The sequence below is a fragment of the Xanthocytophaga flava genome (assembly GCF_030068545.1).
Taxonomy (GTDB): Bacteria; Bacteroidota; Bacteroidia; order Cytophagales; family 172606-1; genus Xanthocytophaga; species Xanthocytophaga flava.
Map to the genome: position 1 here is coordinate 1 of NZ_JASJOR010000045.1, position 19766 is coordinate 19766.

A 19766-nucleotide genomic window follows, 5' to 3' on the forward strand; every position below is an offset into this window, starting at 1 on the left:
TGTCGGATGAAATTTTGAGGATTCGCTCGATGTTCAATCTTGAACTGTTGGCTCATTAGCAAAGTATGAACCGTAGAAAAGAGGGTTTGTATTTTCGTTTCCATACTTACTTAACCCAATACTTAACCCAATACTTAACTCTTAAGTTGACAGCATTGAGCGTCCGCTAAATGCTGTCAAGGTAAGAAAACCACTCAAACTACCTCACCTGTCCTTCTGGAAGAATCTCGTGGCAAGACCGGCGGCCTCTCCGACTAGAGATGATTTTTTCTCTCATAAAGGAAATGTGGCACTATTTGTCACAAGATTCTTTCAGAAGGACAATAAAGAAATATGAAAAAAAGAAATAAATTTCCTTACCTTGACTGCATTGAGTGGAAGCTGCGTTGGTAGGTAAGGCCCTGTTTAAGTACTATCACACAACTGAACTTGGCTCAATTTGTCCCAACGCAACGGACGTTGCTTTCAATATAGGTCCGAACGGACGTTCGAACCAGCGTCTTTCTATTTTAACCGGTTTCGTCTTCCCTTAAAACTTGTTTGTGAAAAAGTTATGCGACAAGATAAGTGTTAGCCGCTATGTTTTTCGGAAATGAGTTCTCTACTAAAGAAAAAGACATCCGTACTGTCTTCCAGAAGGGCAGAAAGGGTATCTGAGCCTTTTCTTTATCTTGACAGCATAGAGGGACTTGCTTTTACCTGTTGTTTTTGTCAATGAGGCTTACCATATTTTTATTAAAGGATGAAAGGTTGCTATCTAATACAGCAAAAAATTCCAGGTCTGCGTTTTCGATTTCAATGAGTGATTTTTGTAAAACCACTTCACTCGCTGAGGTTAGTCGAATGGCTTTTGCTCTTGGGTCTGTTTCATGTTCATTTCGTGTGAAAATAAGTTAAAAAAAGCCTAATAAAATGCAGACAGGTATTTTCTATTTGCGATTAGCTTACTTCACAAATTATTCAAAATAGTTACCAGCACATTCTTCCAGAAAAACTGTAATAGTACTAAAAAACAGCTAATCGATAGCTATGTTATTTTATTGTTAAGATTTCTATTTTTAACTGATTATATATATGTAAAATAAATAATAGTATGTACTATTGTCTTAGTAAATACATATATTATTTTTTGCACAGAAAAGCGTTCATTTTTATCTCAGAAACGTAATTTAACTCGTAATCTTTCTTGAAACGAATAATTTCCTTAAAAAGAAAGTACTTTCCTTTATTTCACAACACAAAGCAGTAATAACAGATTTTTAATACTATTGGATTTTTTAGGTTGTTCTATTAGTTTTTTGCTTTATCTATAAGGCGTACTTGCTATATACTTTATTAGAAGTTGATTTAATGTTGATATAAATAGAGAAAGTAGCTTAGTTGATCTTTACAGAAGAACTGTACTTACCAATAAGTAGTATGGATACTTTTTATATGCCTGTTACTTATTGCTATGTTCTATATTTTTAACAATTAAAACTCTATTAACTTTATGATCAACTTTATTCATAAGTACGTACTTAAATCATACGTAATCTTTCCTCTATTATCTATTTTTATCTTTGCAAGCTGTTCTACTTCCAATGCAGAAGAGATCTCTCGAGACTACTCTGGTGAAGAACTTTTTAAAGGAATCTTTTTTCTTCAGGGAGACTCTGCTTCTCAGCTAGAGTCCTTACAACCACAACTTGCTAAGCGAAAAGCAATGTATGCCACTTATCCTGAGATGCAAAAGGCATATGCAGAGTTTTCTGATGAAATTATAAGTCAGATAAAAAAGATAGAACCTTCTTATTTCAAACAGTTTAAAGCTCAGATTCAAACCAAGAATCTTTACAAAATTCAGTTGGCATTAACCAATGGTGCTAAGATGATTAAACTGGGTGGATTAGCCTCAGAAAAATACAATGGTATTTTTAGATTAGCTGATCAACTGGATGAGAAAAAGGTAGACCTTAGTACAGAAGATTTCAAAAGCCTCAATACGACAAAAGAAGAGGATATGAAAAAATTTAAGGCATTGTTGAGTGAAAAGTATTCTATAAATCTAGATGATGAAGACTACAAAGTTGCCTGTACTCCTCCTATGGCTATATGTGTTGCTCTATTGATAGGTGCTGTTGTTGCTGTTACTGTTGCAGCGGTATTGCTTGAAGTATATGCTGGTGCCTTTCTATGGGGACCATCGGAAGGTTTTGGTGGAAGTGGTACTGTAGGAGATGCATATCTGGAAAATAACTATCTGATTAAAGAGATCGCACAGACGTTCTAACGTTTACTGTATCAGAACAAAAAATAAGAACATTTGGGTAGGGAGTCATATGGCTTCTTACCCAAAGCTTAAACCGCCTATAGAATGAATGCAACATTCAAAATAGCAATATGGATTGGATGGGCTCTGGTTTTTTATATATCAGCCCTTTGCTATATAGATAACTCTACTCTCTTATCGTATGAGTTTAAAAAACATTTTACCTATATGGTACCTCAAGGATGGGCTTTTTTTACGAAAGATCCTAAAGAAGCTTTGGTAGAGATTTATAGATTATCACCTGATAACCGTCTTGAATTAGTAACATACAATAATACTTCTCATTTGAACTATTTTGGGATCTCTAGAAGAAGCAGAGCCATCGCTTATCAGTTGTCACCTCTTGTGTCAAGCATACCTCGGGAAGCCTGGATAAATGGAATAGGCGAGTTAAATGTAGATAAAGAAAGCAAAGTGTTTGATATTAAATTAAAGAAGAAACTTACCTATTTTCCTGCTGGAGTATATGTTGTCTATCAATATAAACCTATTCCACTAGAGTGGGCTCATCAGAAACAGGAACAATACAGACCATATTTAATCGCAAAAGTACGAGTCATCTACTGATATGTTTTTGAAAGAAAAATACGTTTTTACGAATGTGTATGGACTGGCACGATCTATCCTTGCATTTGGGACCATTATAAGTCTGAGTTTCACTTCATCTTCAGACTTTTTTCCTCATGAAGCAATTACAACCGGTCTGTTAAGGAATAACATAATTCCTAATTTTTATCAGATTATGGGGTATGAAAATCTTCACACAAGTATTTTTATTAGTATTCTGATATTATGCTCTGTTATCAGTGGCTATCTGCCCCAAATTACAGGAATTCTTCAGGCCTGGATATCCTATAGCTTTTTTACAGGAGCAATACTTGTAGAAGGGGGAGATCAGATTACCCAAATCATTACTTTTCTTCTTATTCCTATTACCATTTTTGATAAAAGACTGAACCACTGGAGCTCTAAAGAATTTTTTACCTATAAGCGAAGTAAAGCCATAGAATATATTTGTTATACATTCTTTGTCGTTATTCAGATACAAATGGCTATAGTTTATCTGATTGCAGGAGGAGGAAAAATGAAAAGCCCGGAATGGATGAATGGTAATGCCTTTTACTATTGGTTTAGTCATGTACCTTTTGGCGCTTCGGGTTTTATAAAGACCCTTTTTGAACCGATTGTGTCTAATGAATATATTGTTCCCTTAATTACCTGGGGCGTGATTGGCTTTGAGTGTATATTATTTGCTGCCTTCTTTATGGAAGATCCCAGAAAGAAGAGAGTATTGTTCTGGATGGCGGTTTTATTTCACTTTATGATCGTTCTGGTCCATGGATTGGTTTCTTTTTATTTTGCTATGGTAGGCGGTCTTATTCTGTATTTACTACCTATAAATGTTCCGCTAAAGTTTCCGCAGATATCTCTGAAGAGTAAATCAAAAATATATCAGCCTGCTATCATTCAGGAAGAAGCAGCCTGATCAACAAGCAACTTAACTAAAAGACTACTTACTAACTAATACTATCAATGAATGACTATTTGTTTTTTGAGCGGCAAAAGTTTAGACAAGCTCTTGTCTGGATATTACTGATCCCTATAAATATCTTTTTTATTTACTCACTGGTCAGTCAGTTGATTTTTCACAGTGAAGTTGGGACAAAGCCCATGGGAAATATTGCGTTGATTTTCTCTTCTATATTGGTCTTTGTGGTGAGTGCATTGTTTATTATTATGAGACTTGATACGATTATTAGAGAAGATGGAATCTATTATAAGTTTTTTCCTTTTCACAAGGAATTTAGAAAAATTGACTGGAAAGAAATCAAGGATATATACCTGCGGAAATACAATCCTATAACAGAATATGGAGGTTGGGGACCTAAAAGGGGACCATCCGGCCGGGCATTCAATGTCTCAGGAAATCAGGGTCTGCAATTGATATTAAATGATGGCAATAAGGTCTTGTTAGGAACTCAGAAGTCTGATGATTTAACACAGGTCTTGAACAGACTGAATAGTACCAGAAAAAACACTTGATCTTGATTATGCAACTTTTTGTTGTTTTTTGATTTACATCGTTTTTGTTTTCAACTCTGCTAAAAGAAATATGTATAAGTTTAGTCAGTATTTGATCATAGTTTGTCTGGCAATAATTTCTTGCAGAAACGAGAGCAATGAACCTCAACTTACTAATAATCAAAATGAGAGTTTTAATGATAGTTTATTTGCATTAATCAAAGAAACTTATTTTTGGGAAAGCTCTCTACCCCCAAAAACAAGTTTTTTTACATCTGATGTGATTACACCAGCAGATATTGTTCTGAAAGCCAGAACGTATAGTCCTAAAAATCCAGCTACTGACAAAAATATTGATAAATGGAGCACAATCATTTCTCTTGCTGACTGGAGTAATTCGGTAGAAGGAAAGTTTGATGATTTTGGTTGTATTTTCAGATTTTATTCAAAAGACGATTTAAGAATTGCTTTAGTACAGCCTAATTCAGTAGCAGGACAAGCTGGCCTGCGACGAGGTAGTAAGGTTTATTCAATAAATGGCATACCAGCAAATGATACGTATGGAGTACAACTGGAGACAGAGATAGGAAGCCAGAGAACAATTCGCCTTTCTTTAGACTATAACGGAAAAGATTCTTTGGTAACACTCAATAGAACACTTTATGATTTTAATCCAATAATTTCTTCAAACCTGTTTAGAACAGTTAATCATACAATAGGATACTTACATATTCAATCCTTTATGAGCTCTACAGTTCGTGTTTTTAAAGAAAAGATTACAGGATTTCAAAAACAAAATATAGATGCGCTAATTATTGATCTAAGATACAATGGTGGAGGATTGATATCTGCCATGGAAGAATTAGCTAATGTTCTGGCCCCTGCAAGTGCACAGTTTAAAGTGATGTACTCTATAAAACATAATGAAAATTATAAAGAATTTAACGCGAATACATTATTTGCAGGCTCCGATATAAAACTAAATGTAAAGAAGATTTACTTTATTACTACAAGAAATACTGCCTCTGCCAGCGAGATGTTAATTCATTCTCTGAGCCCTTATATGAATATAAAAAAAGTAGGGAAGCCTACCTATGGAAAGCTTATGGGTATGTATACGATTCCTCTTCATAGGTATACACTCATACCTGTTTCATTTATGGTATTTAATTCGTTAGGGCAACATGATAACTTTATGGGACTAAACCCTGATATTTATCAAAGTGACGATCTGTTGAATGAATTTAATGAGAAAGAAGAATGTATCAAAGCTATTATAGCTGATATAGAAATATCGGAAAATGGCAAAGGAGCTACTACTCTCTCTCATAAGAAAAATACCTTATCTGATGATTATCATTTACTGGGGACGTCTACTGTTTTTAACGGAGCTTACAAAACAAGAAAGTCAAAGTGAAAGAATATATTGTTTCTGTGATAAGCAATACCATAAGGGAAAGAAAACTAAAGAGGTTTATTTCAATTTTTATCAGTTGTCTGATTATTTTTACTCACTTTAATACTTTCTACTTTTCACTCCCATTTCCCTCATATATTGTATATAACGGCGTTATACTTTTTATATCCTTTCTTCTAATTTTCGACAGTTATCTAAGTGATGAGCATCCTATCCGTCTACATAAGTTAGATAGTATTTTTCTTGTTTATGCACTGTATCAGTTCGTAAACTATGTTATTTTTTCAAATAATATCTCTGATAAAGAATTATTTGAAATCATCATGTTACTGTTTTTATACTTTTCCTGTAAATCAATCAATGATATCAAGACAATTATTCTTGCATTTAATAGCATTGTAGTACTAGAGCTGGTAGTATTTATATTACAGTACAACCAGATTCTGACCAATTCCAACCCAAACTATTTGATTGGTGGAAGCTTTGGTCATCCTTCCTTAACTTCAGCTTCCCTAGTTATTATAACTCCTTTCTTTTTACATTATCTACTTGAACACCAGGAGAAAACTTTTCTTAGAATAACTACATTGCTGTGCCTTGGCATAAGTGTGTTTCTTTTAATTTTCTATCAATCTAGGGCATCTATACTATCATTTGTCCTTGTGTGTATTTTATATATCCTGTTGAGAAAGACAAAGACACAGAATATATTCCCTAAAAACAGAATTAGTCAATACATAGGCTACTTGTTCGGACTCATTATAATCCTTGTTGTCACTTACTTTGGAAAACGACACTCAAGCGATGGCAGACTATATATCTGGAAAAAGTGTATCGATATTATTTCACAAAACCCATGGTTAGGAACTGGATATACCAATTTTGCTTATGTATATAATGAGTACCAGAGAGCCTATTTTTCAACATCACGTTCCGTTTATGAAACTAGTCTGGCTGATTATACAGAGCAGGCTTACAACCAGTTTTTGGAAACATGTGTAGAGCAAGGTATTCCTGGATTGGCTATTTTACTGTTGCTTCTGATAGTTGCAGCGACAATAAGTTTAAGAAGTGGTAAGATTTTTTATTTTATATCTCTGCTATCCTTTATTCCTATACTTCTAGGATGGAGCATTTTGAAGATATTTCCTATCACCATCATTTTTGTTCTACTTTTATCCCTGATTAGCAAAGACGACTCAGAAGCTGTCTTTATACTAAAAATGAATCGATGGACTAGGCTATTGTTTCTGGTTGTACCTGTCTATTTCTCCTTCAATACATACCATCAATTTTCTTCTTATCTATCCTTACATGAGTTGATAAAAGAACGCAATACTAAAAAAATTGAGAAGTGTTTCTATAATTCATATCCGTATTTACATAAGGATATGAATTATCAAATGGAATTTATCAATTTTTTGTTTGCACAAGGAAAATATGATAGTTGTATAGCAATGAGTTCCAATGTGTTACAATGGAATAATAATATTTATTTTTATCTTACTATGGGACAGTGTTATTATGCCAAAAATGAGTATAAGGATGCATTATCCGCATTTAAAAGTGCTAATTCTGCTATTCCTGTAAAACTATATCCGAGATTTTTAATAGCAAAGACCTATTATAAAATGAAAAGATATAATGAGGGTGACTCAATTCTTCTACATGCTTTAAGTAGTAATGTTAAAGTAAATACTATCGAGACAACCATGATGTTGCAACAAATGAAAGATTTATATAAAACTAAAGGAAAAAATTAAGGCTGTAAACTATACTTACTACTATCTGTTAATGGAGCACCACTCATAAAGAACTCTATTCATTAAATCCTAAATAACTATTCCATTTCCTCTTCCTAACGCTTGTTTTAAGGGAAGATCAACATTCTCAACTACGTATTTTGGTATGTGTTTAAACTTAGACAGATCTTCCTTTTATTTTATACTAACCTTAGTTTTGCTGATAGTAAATGCGTGCCAGAAAGCGCCAGAGGAAAAGCTGAAAGAAGTAGCGGAATATGCAGGAGAAAATAAGAAAGAATTGCTAAAAGTAATAAATCATTATCAAAAACCAGCAGACAGTTTAAAGTTAAAAGCAGCTAAGTTTCTAATTGAGAACATGAAAGGACATGCTTCTTTTGCAGGAGATGAGCTGAAATATGTAGATGTGTTTTCAGATTCGCTGCATTCTATGTGGAAGCCTGAAAATATAATAGAAATTAAGTCCGAAGATGAAAGGGAGAACTTAATCAAAAATATAGTCTACACATTGAACATGGGCAAAAGATTGGAGAAACTTCAGGTAGTAGAAGATATTGAAATTATAAAAGCTGATTATCTGATTGAAAATATAGATCTGGCTTTTCAGGCATGGCAGACATACCCATGGTCAAAGAATGTTAGCTTTGATGACTTTTGCGAATATATTCTTCCATACAAAGTTTATAATGAGCCCTTGCAATCATGGAGAAAAGAAATAATGAAAGAGTTTGCATGGATTAAAGATTCGATTCAGTATCCTGTCAGCCTAAAACAGGTCACTTTACTTATCAATAAGGCAGTTAACAATCAAATGGTTTATAGTCCTGCCATGAAAAATCTCCCGCTTGCGTTCAGCTATTCAAACCTTAAAAAGGGGAGGGTTGGCAAATGTGAACATCTAATGACCTATAATACCTACATATTGAGAGCAATGGGTATCCCGGCAATGATTGATTATGTGCCTTTATGGGGTAATAATAGTTCAGGACACTCCTGGGGCGCGGTAAAAGCTGAGAATGGAGTATTATTTACATTTGATGCTCTCTATCCTCAACCAGATTCAGAACAAAACTCAATTACGAATATAATCCCTGAAGGGATATTACGAAACAGGAAAACTCCAAAAATCTACAGAAAGAACTATAGCACTCATACTACAGACGAACATCCTGTAAGGTGGCTGAAAATTAATCAAATTCCAGCTATTTTTTTTGATGTGAACAGAATTGATGTCACATCTGAATACAATGTATCTATTACAGATTTTTCATTTAAGCCGGATTCAGTCATAGAGAGTGAATATACCTATCTATGTGTTTATAATACAAATGATTGGAAAATAGCTGCATATGGAAAAAGAAATACCAAAGGGGAGTACGTTTTTCAGAACCTGGGGAGTGATATTGTTTATTTGCCTGTAATCTATAAAAATCGGTCAATTATCCCTATATCTTATCCTTTTCTCTTACTGGAGAACAATACTATAAGAAGGTTTAAGCCTGATACCAACAATTGTACTATACTAAAAATTAATCGTAAGTCCTTTGAAGATTATGAACTTAAAATCGCTTTAACTAAAATGATAGGCGGTATATTTCAGGGAGCGACCCAAAAGGACTTTGCCGACTCTAAGGCTATTTTTAAAATAGAATCTAAACCTGTTCCCAAGACCAATACATATAAAATAACAGACCAAAGTTATTTTCGCTATTTACGATTTATACTACCTGATCAGGTATGCAGAGTGGCTCAATTGCAATTTTATGGTATACCCAGAGATAGTAAAGGAAATACTTCCTCAAAAGAAGTCTTATTAACTGGAAATTTGATTAGTGGAGAATTTAAACCTGGGTATGAACCAAAAAATATTATAGACAAAAATGTACTAACCTATTTTGTTTCTACTCAGGAAAAAGGTGGATTTGTTGGTGTGGACTTAGGGAGAAACTGTTTTGCCAGAATAACAAAGATTGAATTTTATCCTCCTAATGATGGCAATTCTGTTGAGGTTGGAGATTTATATGAATTATTTTATTGGGATGATGGTTGGAAGTCTCTGGGAAAGAAAAATGCAGTATATGAAGAATTAGTATATAACAATGGACCTGAAAATGGATTGTATCGATTAAAAAACTTAACAAAGGGATATAAGGAAAGAATCTTTTCTTACGAGAAGAACATACAGATTTGGTGGTAAATCGGTAATACTGCTCATATATCAAAAGATGCTTCCATTACATTTCTAACACTCCTGCAGCCTGTCTGTTTCTTATCGTTATCCACCTTGTGTTATACTCTTTTGTAAAATGAAGGATGAAAACTTACCTGGTAGGTTTAGATATGATATTTGGAAGGGTTGTTTGTAACTTGCATCTACAGGTATAGTTTGTAATGTTATTTGGCAAGATAAAGCCTCTGGCCTAATTGTCTGACTTTTAGTGTGATATATGCAGGATAGAAGATTGCTTAGGCATTTCTGCATGATTGTAACTATCTATTTTTGTTTTACACCTGTAGTTGTTCTCTAACTTTTACTTCACAACTTAATTACTGAAATGTAGGTAATGTCTCCCCTGTATAAGCCGTTTAGTATTGCGGGGAATACATTATGATATATATATATCCTTCTTACATTAAAGCTGTATTCTTCTTCCTGCCTGTATTTTTGATCTTTTCCGGAGAGTTGTAATTTCATAACGAAATCAGCACATTAAACAGGGGAAAATAGCAGAAAAAAGTACCTGATACTCTTTTCCCCGATACAAATACATGATATAAGGATTACATGGAAAGTCCTAACTGTAAAAGTAGAAACAAAAAGAGTAGCTAAAAAACATCTGTAAGAAGTTGTCTAAATTCTCCTGACAATGATCTTAACCTGTATCTAAACAGCCACTTTGATAGTTGTAAAATTATCTCCATAAAAATAATGGTATTATTTCTATTTAGCTTATCTATCAATAACTAACGGGTAGGGGGCTTTCCATACAGAAGTCCGAGTCATCACATACTCCTAAATTATAATCATCTGACATATTATATATCTACTCTATGCAAATTTCTATCAAAGCCCGGTTGATTATTGCCTTTACACTGTTAATTGCAGCAAGTGGTTTTATTTTCTACCTGGGAAACCGCAATGCCAATGCCCTTAATAGCTGGGTAACGATTATTATAAAAACACATGCAAACCGAATCAAACTGGCAGGAAAACTGTCAGAAGATCTTCAGTACATAACCAAAAATGAAAAAAATCTGATCATCATTACCAAGCCTGAAGTTTTACAGGAAACGGCAAAAGAGGGAGAAGAAAGAATAGAGGAGATGGAACAACGCCTGGACGAGTTAAAGGGACTGGTAGATCAGCAAGGCAAAGAGGATGTAGATAACTTCATGGTAAAATGGCATGAATACCGGAAAATTTATGGCAGAGTGAAAACACTGGCAGTAGTCATTAATACAGACTCCAGCAACAAGGCGGCCCTTGAGCTTTCCAATGGTATTGCCAATACTACCGCCAATGAAGCCATCGCTGTGATGAATAAATTGGTTAGAAATAATGAAGCGGAGTTAGCCAAGATTGATGCGGATACCAATCAGATTTATGAAGAAGGACAGAGCAACATGACATATCTGCTTGTATTGAGCACAATTGCTTCTGTTGGACTTTCTTTATGGATTATTATATCGATCTCCATGTCGGTTAACACCGCCAAAGAAGCCATCAAAGCGCTTTCGGAAGGAGACCTTACTATTCAGATTAAGCAAACGGGTAAAGACGAACTTGGCGAACTGATTGAATACCTACGGGTTATGACCAGCAAACTGAAAGACGTATTGTCTTATGTTTCTACTGCCTCTGAAAGTATTGCTTCGGCCAGCCAGCAGATTGCTGCAGGTGCATCAGAACAGGCTGCATCGGCAGAAGAGGTTTCTTCTTCTATGGAACAAATGGCTTCCAATATTGATCAGAACACAGACAATGCGCAGCAAACTGAAAAAATTGCTCAGAAAGCTTCGGAAGACATCCGCGAAGGAAGCCAGGCGGTGAATCAGACGGTAAATTCTATGAAACAGATTGCGGATAAGATTTCCATTATTGGAGAGATTGCCCGTCAGACTAATCTGCTGGCCCTGAATGCCGCCGTTGAGGCAGCCCGTGCGGGTGAACATGGAAAAGGATTTGCGGTCGTAGCCGCAGAAGTACGTAAGCTGGCCGAAAGAAGTCAACTGGCAGCGATAGAAATTGACGTTTTATCCAAATCCAGTGTAGCGATTGCTGAAAGATCAGGCAACGTGCTTGAACAGATTGTACCGGATATACAAAAGACATCTCGTCTGGTGCAGGAAATCTCAGCTTCCAGTATGGAACAAAACTCAGGTGCAGAGCAAGTCAATAATGCTATTCAGCAGCTAAGCCAGGTAGTGCAGTCCAATGCTGCTGCTTCCGAAGAATTATCTGTACAGGCCGAGCAATTAAGAGAAGCTATCGCATTCTTTGATATTGGTTCGGTAAAACATCATAATACGCCACGTAGTACCAGTAAGGCTAAAGTTAGTTCTCATGCAACGTTACCTAAAAAAGGCAAATCCAAAGGTGTAACGCTGGATATGCATGAGCATAGCGAGGTTTCAGATGCAGATTACGAACGGTTTTAAACAATAATTTCCAGTTGGAGGCCAGTTGCTGATAAAGGTACTGAGCCTCCAATTACTCAAAAAATATCTTTTGTCTTACGAAATAAGCCTGTTGGTGTTTCCTTTTTACTACTATGGAAGCATGGAAGATTGCCAGACTAAGCGAAAAAGAATTTGACAAGTTAAGTCATTTTATCTTTGGTCAGTATGGCATTAGAATGAATCCTTTGAAGAAACCTATGCTGGAAAGCCGACTGCAAAAGCGGCTACAGGCATTAGGTATGTCTTCTTACCATCAGTATTGTAACTATCTGTTTAGTTCGCAGGGACAAGCGAATGAGCTGATTCCGCTTGTTAATGTAGTCACTACCAATAAAACTGATTTCTTTCGTGAAGCTGCCCATTTTGATTTTCTAACCCGGTATTTTCTGCCACAGGTATGCCCTCAGGCATCCAGTCAGCAACCTTTACGGATCTGGAGTGCGGGTTGCTCTTCCGGCGAAGAGCCTTACACGATGGCTATGGTGATGCATGAGTTTGCCAGGCATTGTCCTTCTGCCTTGCATTATTCTATTCTGGGAACAGATTTATCTCCTCGAGTACTCGAATTGGCAATGACTGCTGTCTATACACCTGAACAGGTTGCACCAATTCCTTTACCGCTGCAACAGAAATATTTTCTACGCAGTAAAGACCCCCAAAAGCCAGTCACTTACCGGATTGTACCTGAATTACGAGAGACGGTAAGCTTCCGGCAGCTTAATTTCATGAACAGTACCTATGACATACCCGGACATTGTGATATTGTGTTTTGTCGCAATGTGCTGATCTACTTTGACAAACCTACCCAGGAAAAGGTGATTACACGTTTGTGTGCCAAACTAAGAGAAGGTGGTTTGTTGTTGCTTGGGCATTCCGAGTCTACTTCTGGCATGAATCTTCCGCTTGAACAGATACAACCGGCTATTTACCAAAAGATATAAATAGCCGGATATGTATTTTCTTATTCTAATAACTTAGAACTGGTTATCTTATCGTTTATAAAAACTCTCAGGGAGTTTTTATTTTAGATTTTTTATAGGAAATTAACTCCAAATAGAAAACGTTTTGTATGTGGTTTATCATATTAGCCATTATCTACCTTATAGTTATGGGCTTACTGGCGGCTCGTTACGTTAGAAAAGTTAAAGGGATAAGATCGGATCCGGATGCTTTAAAAACTGAATATGATCGAAAGCTAAGTGGAGCAGCTAAATACCTTGCCCTAAGTACTTTGGTTGATTTTTTGACCACAATTTTAGAAACTTTTCTAAAACAGTGATTCAGGACTAATAAAGTATGTACACCTCACTTCCTACTTTACATTTTTCCATTTCATACAGAAAATGATTGAATGCTTACCCAATATTGGTACTTAGTTGAAATAACGGCAGATACATGGCTACCAGAATCACTCCTACAATCAATCCCAAGAAAAATAATAATCATTGGTTTTTCAAAATGAGAGTTATAAAAATAATAAGCTTGTATATACTTGTTGCTATGTTAAATTCTTGTGGACATTCTTGTCAAGATTGGGCTGAGGAATTTAGACCGGATTCTTTTAAATTTAAAATTATGAAAAAATATAAAGAAGGAAGATATTTGGTTTTAGAAGCTGAGAATCCAAATAAAGGAGAACTTCGTAGAGTTGGTTGGCAGGAACTCTTTGATAAAGCTACCATTGGTGATACTCTGGTAAAAATAAAGGGTAAGACTCATGTTACTTTAATTCAAAAAGATACTTCTATAGTTTTTTTATATTATTGCAAGGATGTAGTAGTTGAATGAAATTTAAAGTAAAAGGCACAGAGATTTCCCGTGCCAAAAATAAATTAACAAATACAAAATGCTGACGCTACCCGATATTGGTACTTAGTTGAAATAACGGCAGATACATGGCTACCAGAATCACTCCCACAATTAAACCCAGAAAGATAATAATCATTGGTTCCAGAGCGCTGCTTAATAGGGCACTGCGGTGTTCTACCTCTTCGTTATTCTGAACGGCCAGCTTATCAAAGAAGAAGTCGAGCTGATTTACCTCTTCACCTACCTTGAGCAAGGCTATCATTTTGGCATCGTAAACAGGAAAGCGGGACAAGCTTTTGTGAAACAGCTCCCCTTGGAGGATGTCTTTTTCTACCTGTTCCAGGGAAGTAGCTATCGGATAAAAGTTGATCATCTTACGGACCAAGCCTATCGCCTGCAGCAAGGGCACCCGTGCCCCAATCAGCAAGGCAAAGGAGGAACACAAACGGGCCAGATATACCCTCCGTACAATTTCACCTACAATCGGGAGTTTCAGAATTAGGCGAGTGCTGTGGCGCTGAAACCATTCCTTCTGCTTGTTCATACGCACAAAGGCTACAATCATTGCAATCAGCACCAGCAATGTCCATCCATACGATTCCAACGCTTTGGATAGTTTGATGATCTGGGCTGTCAGGTAAGGGAGTTCGCCGCCAAACCGTTTGAACACATCCGAGAACATGGGCACGATAAAGCGAAGCATAAACCCTACCGCTCCAATAGAAGTAGACAATACAATGATAGGATAGGAGAGAGCCTGCATCATCTGGCGGCGTTGTTTTAGCTTTTTGGTATAATAGGCCGCCAGTTCGGTAAGTACCTGTGTTAGCTTGCCTGTTTCTTCCCCAATCTGTAAACTGTAAAACTCATACGCTGAGAAATGTTCTGTCTGCCGCACCGCTTCCGACACACTGGCCCCACTGATAATGCTTTCACGAATGTTGCGTATCAAGTCTTTTAGCTTACCCTTGCTTTGCTGGTCTTCCAGTAGTTCCAGTGAGCCTTTAATATCTACCCCAGCCGATAACAACACCGATAGTTCCAGGTAAAACGATTCCTTAAACTTATCGTTTATAGGGCTAAAGAGGGTAATATCCTTTTTGAGAAAGGCCAATGGGTCTTTCTCTTCTGGATTTTTGGCTCCTGTCTGGTTTTGGGGCAATGCCAGTTTGCTTATGTCTAATCCCGCCATGAGGTATATTCTTAATAGTTGTAAGGCTAAGAGCTAATAGTTTGGTTATTAATTAATTGATAAGATGAAGGTGGTTGTTTCCTTTCTAAGCCTTTTTCGTTCTTCCCTCCCCAGGTTGGTGTTATCACCAACATGAATGATGGGAGAGAGCTCGTTGGTGATAACACCAACGACGGGAAGACTGATGGGAAACAATTGGGAGTGGAACACTTCCTTAAAACTCCTTGAAAGTAGAATACTCCAAAAAACAACAGTTGCAGTGTTAGTAAATATTTCATTATCAGAGTTCTATTTTTAGCCTGACGATTATAGAGTATATACTTAATAGGATTGTGTCTGTTGTTCGAGTTTCCAGAGTGTCTGGTAATCATAGGATTTGTGAAAGTGAAACAGATAGGTTTCGCCATTCACCAGTCCTTTAAAGAATAATTCATCTGCCGGGTCAGTGGTCCGTACCAGATTCTTTCCCTGCCAGTGACAGATCAGCGAATCAGGACTCACATAAAACGTATCCATTACCGTTTGCTGCGTACGAATAATTACCGTATCCCGAAACGCATATTCGGTGGCTGTTCTGGTTTGAGTCGTGTATGCATCTTGTTTGTAGGTTACGGTTAGTCGGTTTGTATTCCAGTACAAGCCTTCTGCCTGTTCGATATCTTTCTGCAACGTATTCTCCAGTAAACTAATCTGTGTTTGTCGTTTGGCTTGTGCGAAAAACAGATGGTAACGATGTTCAATGGCTGCCATTGCTGCATACACAATGACCAGCAGCAAGGCACTCACAGCCATCACCGTCACCATCTCACTAATGGTAAAGGCTGGGAGAGTAGTTTCCGTGACTCTTCTGTTCGTTGGCTTATTTGGTAGTAATGGCATGATCCAGATAAATTATTTCCTGATGTATATAGGCTTTCTGTTTAGGGATAGTAAGTAAGCCTGTTTCTGTATTAGTTGAGGAACTGGCTAGAGACTGATCCGCTTCTGGTATTGGGGTAAAGGTTAGGGTTAACAGTAGAAGATTCGGATTGTTTTGATACAGAGCTATCTCTCGTGTTACGGTTCCTTCCGGAAACGCAAGCTGCGTATTCTGGTAGGCCGACTGTTGTTTGGTTTGCTGAGCATAATGATTCAGCCATAGCTGCCATCGCTGTCCCTGAATCGTGGTACCCGAGCGGGTCACCTGCATATATAACAGTAATGCGGCTCCGGTTACCAGAGTCAATACAACCATGGCTACGGTAAGCTCCACCATCGACGACGCTTCGAGACGTTTGAATAGCAGCAAACGGGTTGTAGATAGCCAGTGAAGTTTCTTTCTATTGATCATACGTTTAAACGCTGGTTCGCTGTTCAGTCCAGCCACATCAGAATACGGGTGGGGGCTTTACTGAGTAAGGGACTTGTTAGAAATACCTTAGGCCGTTTGTCAACATCGATTTCTACATCCATAAGGTAGTTTTCATATAAGGCTGACGGTGTTCTGAGAAACAGTCTCCGGCTCACCAGCGTACCATAAAGTATGCCCTTGAATTCTGTTAATCCATCACAATACACATATCCCATGATAAGGCATTTTGGCTCAATGTCTAACCGATCCTTGAATGCTTCCAGGGTAGATAGATTTTTAGTGGGGTTATTCACTATAACCAATCCTTCTATAACCGACTTCTCATCTATTCGCATATAACACCCCTTGGTGTTGCTTACACAAACCGCACTAGGGTAGGTAAGCTGTACATTGTTTTCAATCTCTACCGTATCCTGAGCCAGCACTTGTACCTGTCCCTTAAATCCCGAACGGATAATAACCCGTCGGGCTACAATCAATACATTTTCCAGCTGGGCAGTGGATGAAAGCACCAACGTCTGGCTGGTATGCAAAATGATATTGCCTTGTAATCGGCCTGATAACTCAATGTTTTCCGGACTTGTATATACCCGTGGTGCTTCCAGAAATGAATGCAGGGCAGGGGTGTGAAGTTGTTGTATTGGTAGAGCCTGCGGTGAGGCTGCTATAGTGGTATAAAGGGCAAAGCGTTCCTGGTATTCTTCAGATAGATCAGGCAACTGTCCGGTACTTTTTCGTTGCATGGCCGCCTTCGGCATATCGCCACTAAACCCTTTGCCATCAATATACGAAGTTCGGATTCCGGCCTCTGGCAGATAACAAATTCCCTTTAGACGAGTATCGCCAGTCAGCGTTAATGGACGCTTCTCGTCTGTTAAATAGAGTGCTGCCTTTGTGGTTGAATCCGGCAGGCTAGCTAGCAGAGCCGCCTGCTGTTCCTGATGACGTCCCCGAAAGGCCTTCACAGATGCAAGGGTATATACTCCCCATGGTTTTCGGGTAAGTTCCACACTATCGTTTCCTTTCTGAAAAAGATCAAACTGCACAGGTGTATTTAGTGGGAACGAATTACTCCCTTGTAGTATCTGAATGCCAGAGTGTATATTTCGTATCAATTCTTCCTGTATCCGATCTCTGGATAGAAGTAGATTGCGGTAATAGACAATGCCTACTAATGCACTACACAAAAGCGTGATGATGGTACTGACAAAAAGTACTGTTGGCAACATTCCTGCTTGTAACTGTACCCGTAGTAATCGCATGTTTACACACTTTATGGTTGCTGCCCGGTTGAAGTATCCGTTTTTTTCCTGCTTTTCTTCTCTTTGGGCTCTTTATTTTTCTTCTCTGTCTTCGGCTTTTTAGCAGACTTTTGCTTTTTCTCTGCAGGCTGAGAAGAATCCGTTTTTTTCTTCTTCCAGAAAAGAAGTTTTTCTGTCCACTTTTTCTTTTCAGAAACCGATTGCTCTTTTGCCGCTTTTTTCTTTGCTTTCAGCTCTGTTTTTTTCGCCTTTCGTTCTCCCTTCTTTGCCTTTTTGCGCATTTTGCGGGCAGATTCCTTCTTTTTCTTAGGCACAATCAGTTTGCCTTTTTTATATTTTTCAACAACGACAGAATCAGGGTTGGCTGTTGGATAGATTCTTCTGCGACCATGTAACAATCCATGTTTTAATATACCTTCTTCCTGTATCGCTCCCTCCGGACTATATAGCACATACTTTCCATGCTGGAGCCCATGTTTCCAGTTTTCTGTTTTTTGTAGTGTGCCATCTGCATACCAGTATTTCCAGAAATCTACCTTCAAGCCATAGGATAGCTGCCCTTGTGCCAGCAGGTCTTTTTTATGATTAAAAAGCTGGTATTTTCCATGAACAAGCTTGCCACTATATCCACCCTGTGTTTGTTTGAGACTTCCACTGGTATACCAATGGTAGGTACGTTTCAGATCTGCTTTTTGCTTGGAAGAGGTTGCCGCAATCGTAAAGTTTTCTACGCTGTCGCCATGCGAAATAGTGATATGCTGCGTGTTAATTGCATCCCGGTTTAATGAACGTAAAGACTGGCCCTGGGTAACTTTGAAAACAAGAAAGAAACCTGCCAGTAGTATCAGACGATATATATAAATAGTTGAAAATGAGAGACGCACAAGAAACAAATAAAATAATATGTATTCCTGTAAAGGTATTGGGTTGTCTGTAATCTATTTATGACAGATTAGGTTTCTTTCTTACAAAGAAAGGAAATACAATGTTTTGGGATTTTCTGAAGATTTAGTCCTTAGGAAAGGATTTTATATAGCATTTTAACTATAATAGCTCTTAGAAACCAAGGAAATAAGCTATAAGAATGCCTTTAAACTTACGTTTTTATATGATCCTGGCACTGGTCATCAACCCATTCGGTTTCACGTAAGAGGTGAGAGGCATGCTATAGAGGAAGATGCAGGAAGCTCTTTTTCTGTGTAGAATTGGATTTTTAGATGGATGACTATTTCTGCCCTTTCTTTCGTTTTCTTGTGTATTTTTGGCAACTATAGATAAATCTAAAATACACCTGGTAACATAGCTGCTGTCATGTCTTTACTTATCAGATGCGACTAAAATAAATGAAACAGAAAATAATAAAAATAATCGCAATTACAGTAGGAACAGGGATCGTTCTTTTTTTTATCGGTATATTTATCATGTTTGGATTGATTATTGGACTGTTCGAACCTAGTTACGATAAGGAGGACCTGATAGATAACTATGAATTAAAACACAGGGAAATTCAGGCGGTGAAAGAGTATGTTAAAACCCAGCTCCCAGCCAATACCTCTGTACATATTGAATTTGAAGACGATGAACTGAGTAACTTTACTATAGAGCAAAATGGTAAATACTTCACTAACTGGGAACTGGATAGTAACTCACTACACGTAGATTCCTTGCTCACTCTGGTAGGATGGACTCAACAAACAGTCCAGACTATAAAAACAAAGTTGGAGGAAGCCAATTGTATCTCCATTGAAAGTGGAGAACCTGCAACAATCGGTTTTCAGAGAAGTGGAAGGGGAATGTATCTATACAATTTATTCGATGCTCCTTTAACAGATAGTTTAAAGACTGTTTATAGTAATAGTTGCCGGTTTTCTTTTTATAAAGACAATGTTGTGCTTGAATATGGCGCAGGAATAGGTGGACAGGACTGTATGGATGGTTATAAAAGGAAAAGTAGATAAG

The 19766-nt window shown here is 37.3% G+C and carries 15 protein-coding genes and 1 pseudogene; 11 read left to right on the forward strand and 5 right to left on the reverse strand.

Features of this window, described 5'->3' with window-relative positions:
• Window positions 1–1492 precede the first annotated feature (1492 nt).
• The 10 genes and pseudogenes from QNI15_RS35860 (at window position 1493) to QNI15_RS35905 (ending at window position 13981) form a co-directional block, all read left to right on the forward strand.
• Complete coding sequence (locus QNI15_RS35860) at window positions 1493–2272, forward strand: hypothetical protein (RefSeq protein ID WP_314003595.1); 780 nt, start codon at window positions 1493–1495, stop codon at window positions 2270–2272.
• Between the two features lie 84 nt (window positions 2273–2356).
• The gene (locus QNI15_RS35865) at window positions 2357–2878 is read left to right on the forward strand and encodes an SdpA family antimicrobial peptide system protein (RefSeq protein WP_314003593.1); all 522 of its coding nucleotides are present in this window, start codon (window positions 2357–2359) and stop codon (window positions 2876–2878) included.
• A 7-nt stretch (window positions 2879–2885) separates the two neighbouring features.
• Window positions 2886–3797 carry a sporulation-delaying protein SdpB family protein gene (locus QNI15_RS35870; protein ID WP_314003591.1) on the forward strand — a complete coding sequence of 304 codons (912 nt, stop codon included), beginning with the start codon at window positions 2886–2888 and terminating at the stop codon, window positions 3795–3797.
• Between the two features lie 47 nt (window positions 3798–3844).
• On the forward strand, window positions 3845–4354 hold the full coding sequence (locus QNI15_RS35875; RefSeq protein WP_314036746.1) for a DUF6141 family protein: 510 nt from the start codon (window positions 3845–3847) through the stop codon (window positions 4352–4354).
• 70 nt (window positions 4355–4424) lie between these two features.
• Window positions 4425–5750 (forward strand): S41 family peptidase, encoded by a 1326-nt coding sequence (locus QNI15_RS35880; RefSeq protein WP_314036748.1) that lies wholly within the window; start codon window positions 4425–4427, stop codon window positions 5748–5750.
• Between the two features lie 323 nt (window positions 5751–6073).
• Complete coding sequence (locus QNI15_RS35885; protein ID WP_314036750.1) at window positions 6074–7513, forward strand: O-antigen ligase family protein; 1440 nt, start codon at window positions 6074–6076, stop codon at window positions 7511–7513.
• Between the two features lie 145 nt (window positions 7514–7658).
• The gene (locus QNI15_RS35890) at window positions 7659–9710 is read left to right on the forward strand and encodes a discoidin domain-containing protein (protein WP_314036752.1); all 2052 of its coding nucleotides are present in this window, start codon (window positions 7659–7661) and stop codon (window positions 9708–9710) included.
• An 872-nt stretch (window positions 9711–10582) separates the two neighbouring features.
• Window positions 10583–12172 (forward strand): annotated as a pseudogene (locus QNI15_RS35895) (methyl-accepting chemotaxis protein); the annotation flags it as partial.
• A 113-nt stretch (window positions 12173–12285) separates the two neighbouring features.
• Window positions 12286–13134 carry a CheR family methyltransferase gene (locus tag QNI15_RS35900; RefSeq protein ID WP_314036756.1) on the forward strand — a complete coding sequence of 283 codons (849 nt, stop codon included), beginning with the start codon at window positions 12286–12288 and terminating at the stop codon, window positions 13132–13134.
• 454 nt (window positions 13135–13588) lie between these two features.
• Window positions 13589–13981: a hypothetical protein gene (locus QNI15_RS35905; protein WP_314036758.1), complete on the forward strand. Its 393-nt coding sequence runs from the start codon at window positions 13589–13591 to the stop codon at window positions 13979–13981.
• A gap of 67 nt (window positions 13982–14048) precedes the next feature.
• Here QNI15_RS35905 and QNI15_RS35910 read toward each other — a convergent pair whose 3' ends face one another.
• The 5 genes from QNI15_RS35910 to QNI15_RS35930 all read right to left on the reverse strand — a co-directional run bounded on the left by QNI15_RS35910 (window position 14049) and on the right by QNI15_RS35930 (window position 18691).
• Window positions 14049–15194, reverse strand: coding sequence for a type II secretion system F family protein (locus QNI15_RS35910; protein ID WP_314036760.1), 1146 nt, complete (start codon window positions 15192–15194; stop codon window positions 14049–14051).
• A 321-nt stretch (window positions 15195–15515) separates the two neighbouring features.
• Window positions 15516–16073 (reverse strand): PulJ/GspJ family protein, encoded by a 558-nt coding sequence (locus QNI15_RS35915; RefSeq protein ID WP_314036762.1) that lies wholly within the window; start codon window positions 16071–16073, stop codon window positions 15516–15518.
• A complete protein-coding gene (locus tag QNI15_RS35920; protein WP_314036764.1) occupies window positions 16054–16524 on the reverse strand; it encodes a hypothetical protein in 471 nt (156 codons plus the stop codon). Before QNI15_RS35920 ends, QNI15_RS35915 begins: the two co-directional genes overlap by 20 nt.
• A 23-nt stretch (window positions 16525–16547) precedes the next feature.
• Window positions 16548–17807, reverse strand: coding sequence for a hypothetical protein (locus QNI15_RS35925; protein WP_314036766.1), 1260 nt, complete (start codon window positions 17805–17807; stop codon window positions 16548–16550).
• An 11-nt stretch (window positions 17808–17818) separates the two neighbouring features.
• Window positions 17819–18691: a toxin-antitoxin system YwqK family antitoxin gene (locus QNI15_RS35930; RefSeq protein WP_314036768.1), complete on the reverse strand. Its 873-nt coding sequence runs from the start codon at window positions 18689–18691 to the stop codon at window positions 17819–17821.
• 459 nt (window positions 18692–19150) lie between these two features.
• Between QNI15_RS35930 and QNI15_RS35935 the strand changes: the two genes are divergently transcribed.
• The gene (locus QNI15_RS35935) at window positions 19151–19765 is read left to right on the forward strand and encodes a hypothetical protein (protein WP_314036770.1); all 615 of its coding nucleotides are present in this window, start codon (window positions 19151–19153) and stop codon (window positions 19763–19765) included.
• Window position 19766: the final 1 nt, after the last annotated feature.

What these genes read in the sequence shown, in the direction of transcription:
- QNI15_RS35905 (WP_314036758.1), top strand. Translation starts at nt 13,589, where the DNA reads ATGGCTACCAGAATCACTCCTACAATCAATCCCAAGAAAAATAATAAT.
- QNI15_RS35920 (WP_314036764.1), bottom strand. Translation starts at nt 16,524, where the DNA reads ATGATCAATAGAAAGAAACTTCACTGGCTATCTACAACCCGTTTGCTG.
- QNI15_RS35875 (WP_314036746.1), top strand. Translation starts at nt 3,845, where the DNA reads ATGAATGACTATTTGTTTTTTGAGCGGCAAAAGTTTAGACAAGCTCTT.
- QNI15_RS35935 (WP_314036770.1), top strand. Translation starts at nt 19,151, where the DNA reads ATGAAACAGAAAATAATAAAAATAATCGCAATTACAGTAGGAACAGGG.
- QNI15_RS35900 (WP_314036756.1), top strand. Translation starts at nt 12,286, where the DNA reads ATGGAAGCATGGAAGATTGCCAGACTAAGCGAAAAAGAATTTGACAAG.
- QNI15_RS35915 (WP_314036762.1), bottom strand. Translation starts at nt 16,073, where the DNA reads ATGCCATTACTACCAAATAAGCCAACGAACAGAAGAGTCACGGAAACT.
- QNI15_RS35910 (WP_314036760.1), bottom strand. Translation starts at nt 15,194, where the DNA reads ATGGCGGGATTAGACATAAGCAAACTGGCATTGCCCCAAAACCAGACA.
- QNI15_RS35865 (WP_314003593.1), top strand. Translation starts at nt 2,357, where the DNA reads ATGAATGCAACATTCAAAATAGCAATATGGATTGGATGGGCTCTGGTT.
- QNI15_RS35890 (WP_314036752.1), top strand. Translation starts at nt 7,659, where the DNA reads ATGTGTTTAAACTTAGACAGATCTTCCTTTTATTTTATACTAACCTTA.
- QNI15_RS35880 (WP_314036748.1), top strand. Translation starts at nt 4,425, where the DNA reads ATGTATAAGTTTAGTCAGTATTTGATCATAGTTTGTCTGGCAATAATT.
- QNI15_RS35925 (WP_314036766.1), bottom strand. Translation starts at nt 17,807, where the DNA reads ATGCGATTACTACGGGTACAGTTACAAGCAGGAATGTTGCCAACAGTA.
- QNI15_RS35885 (WP_314036750.1), top strand. Translation starts at nt 6,074, where the DNA reads ATGTTACTGTTTTTATACTTTTCCTGTAAATCAATCAATGATATCAAG.
- QNI15_RS35860 (WP_314003595.1), top strand. Translation starts at nt 1,493, where the DNA reads ATGATCAACTTTATTCATAAGTACGTACTTAAATCATACGTAATCTTT.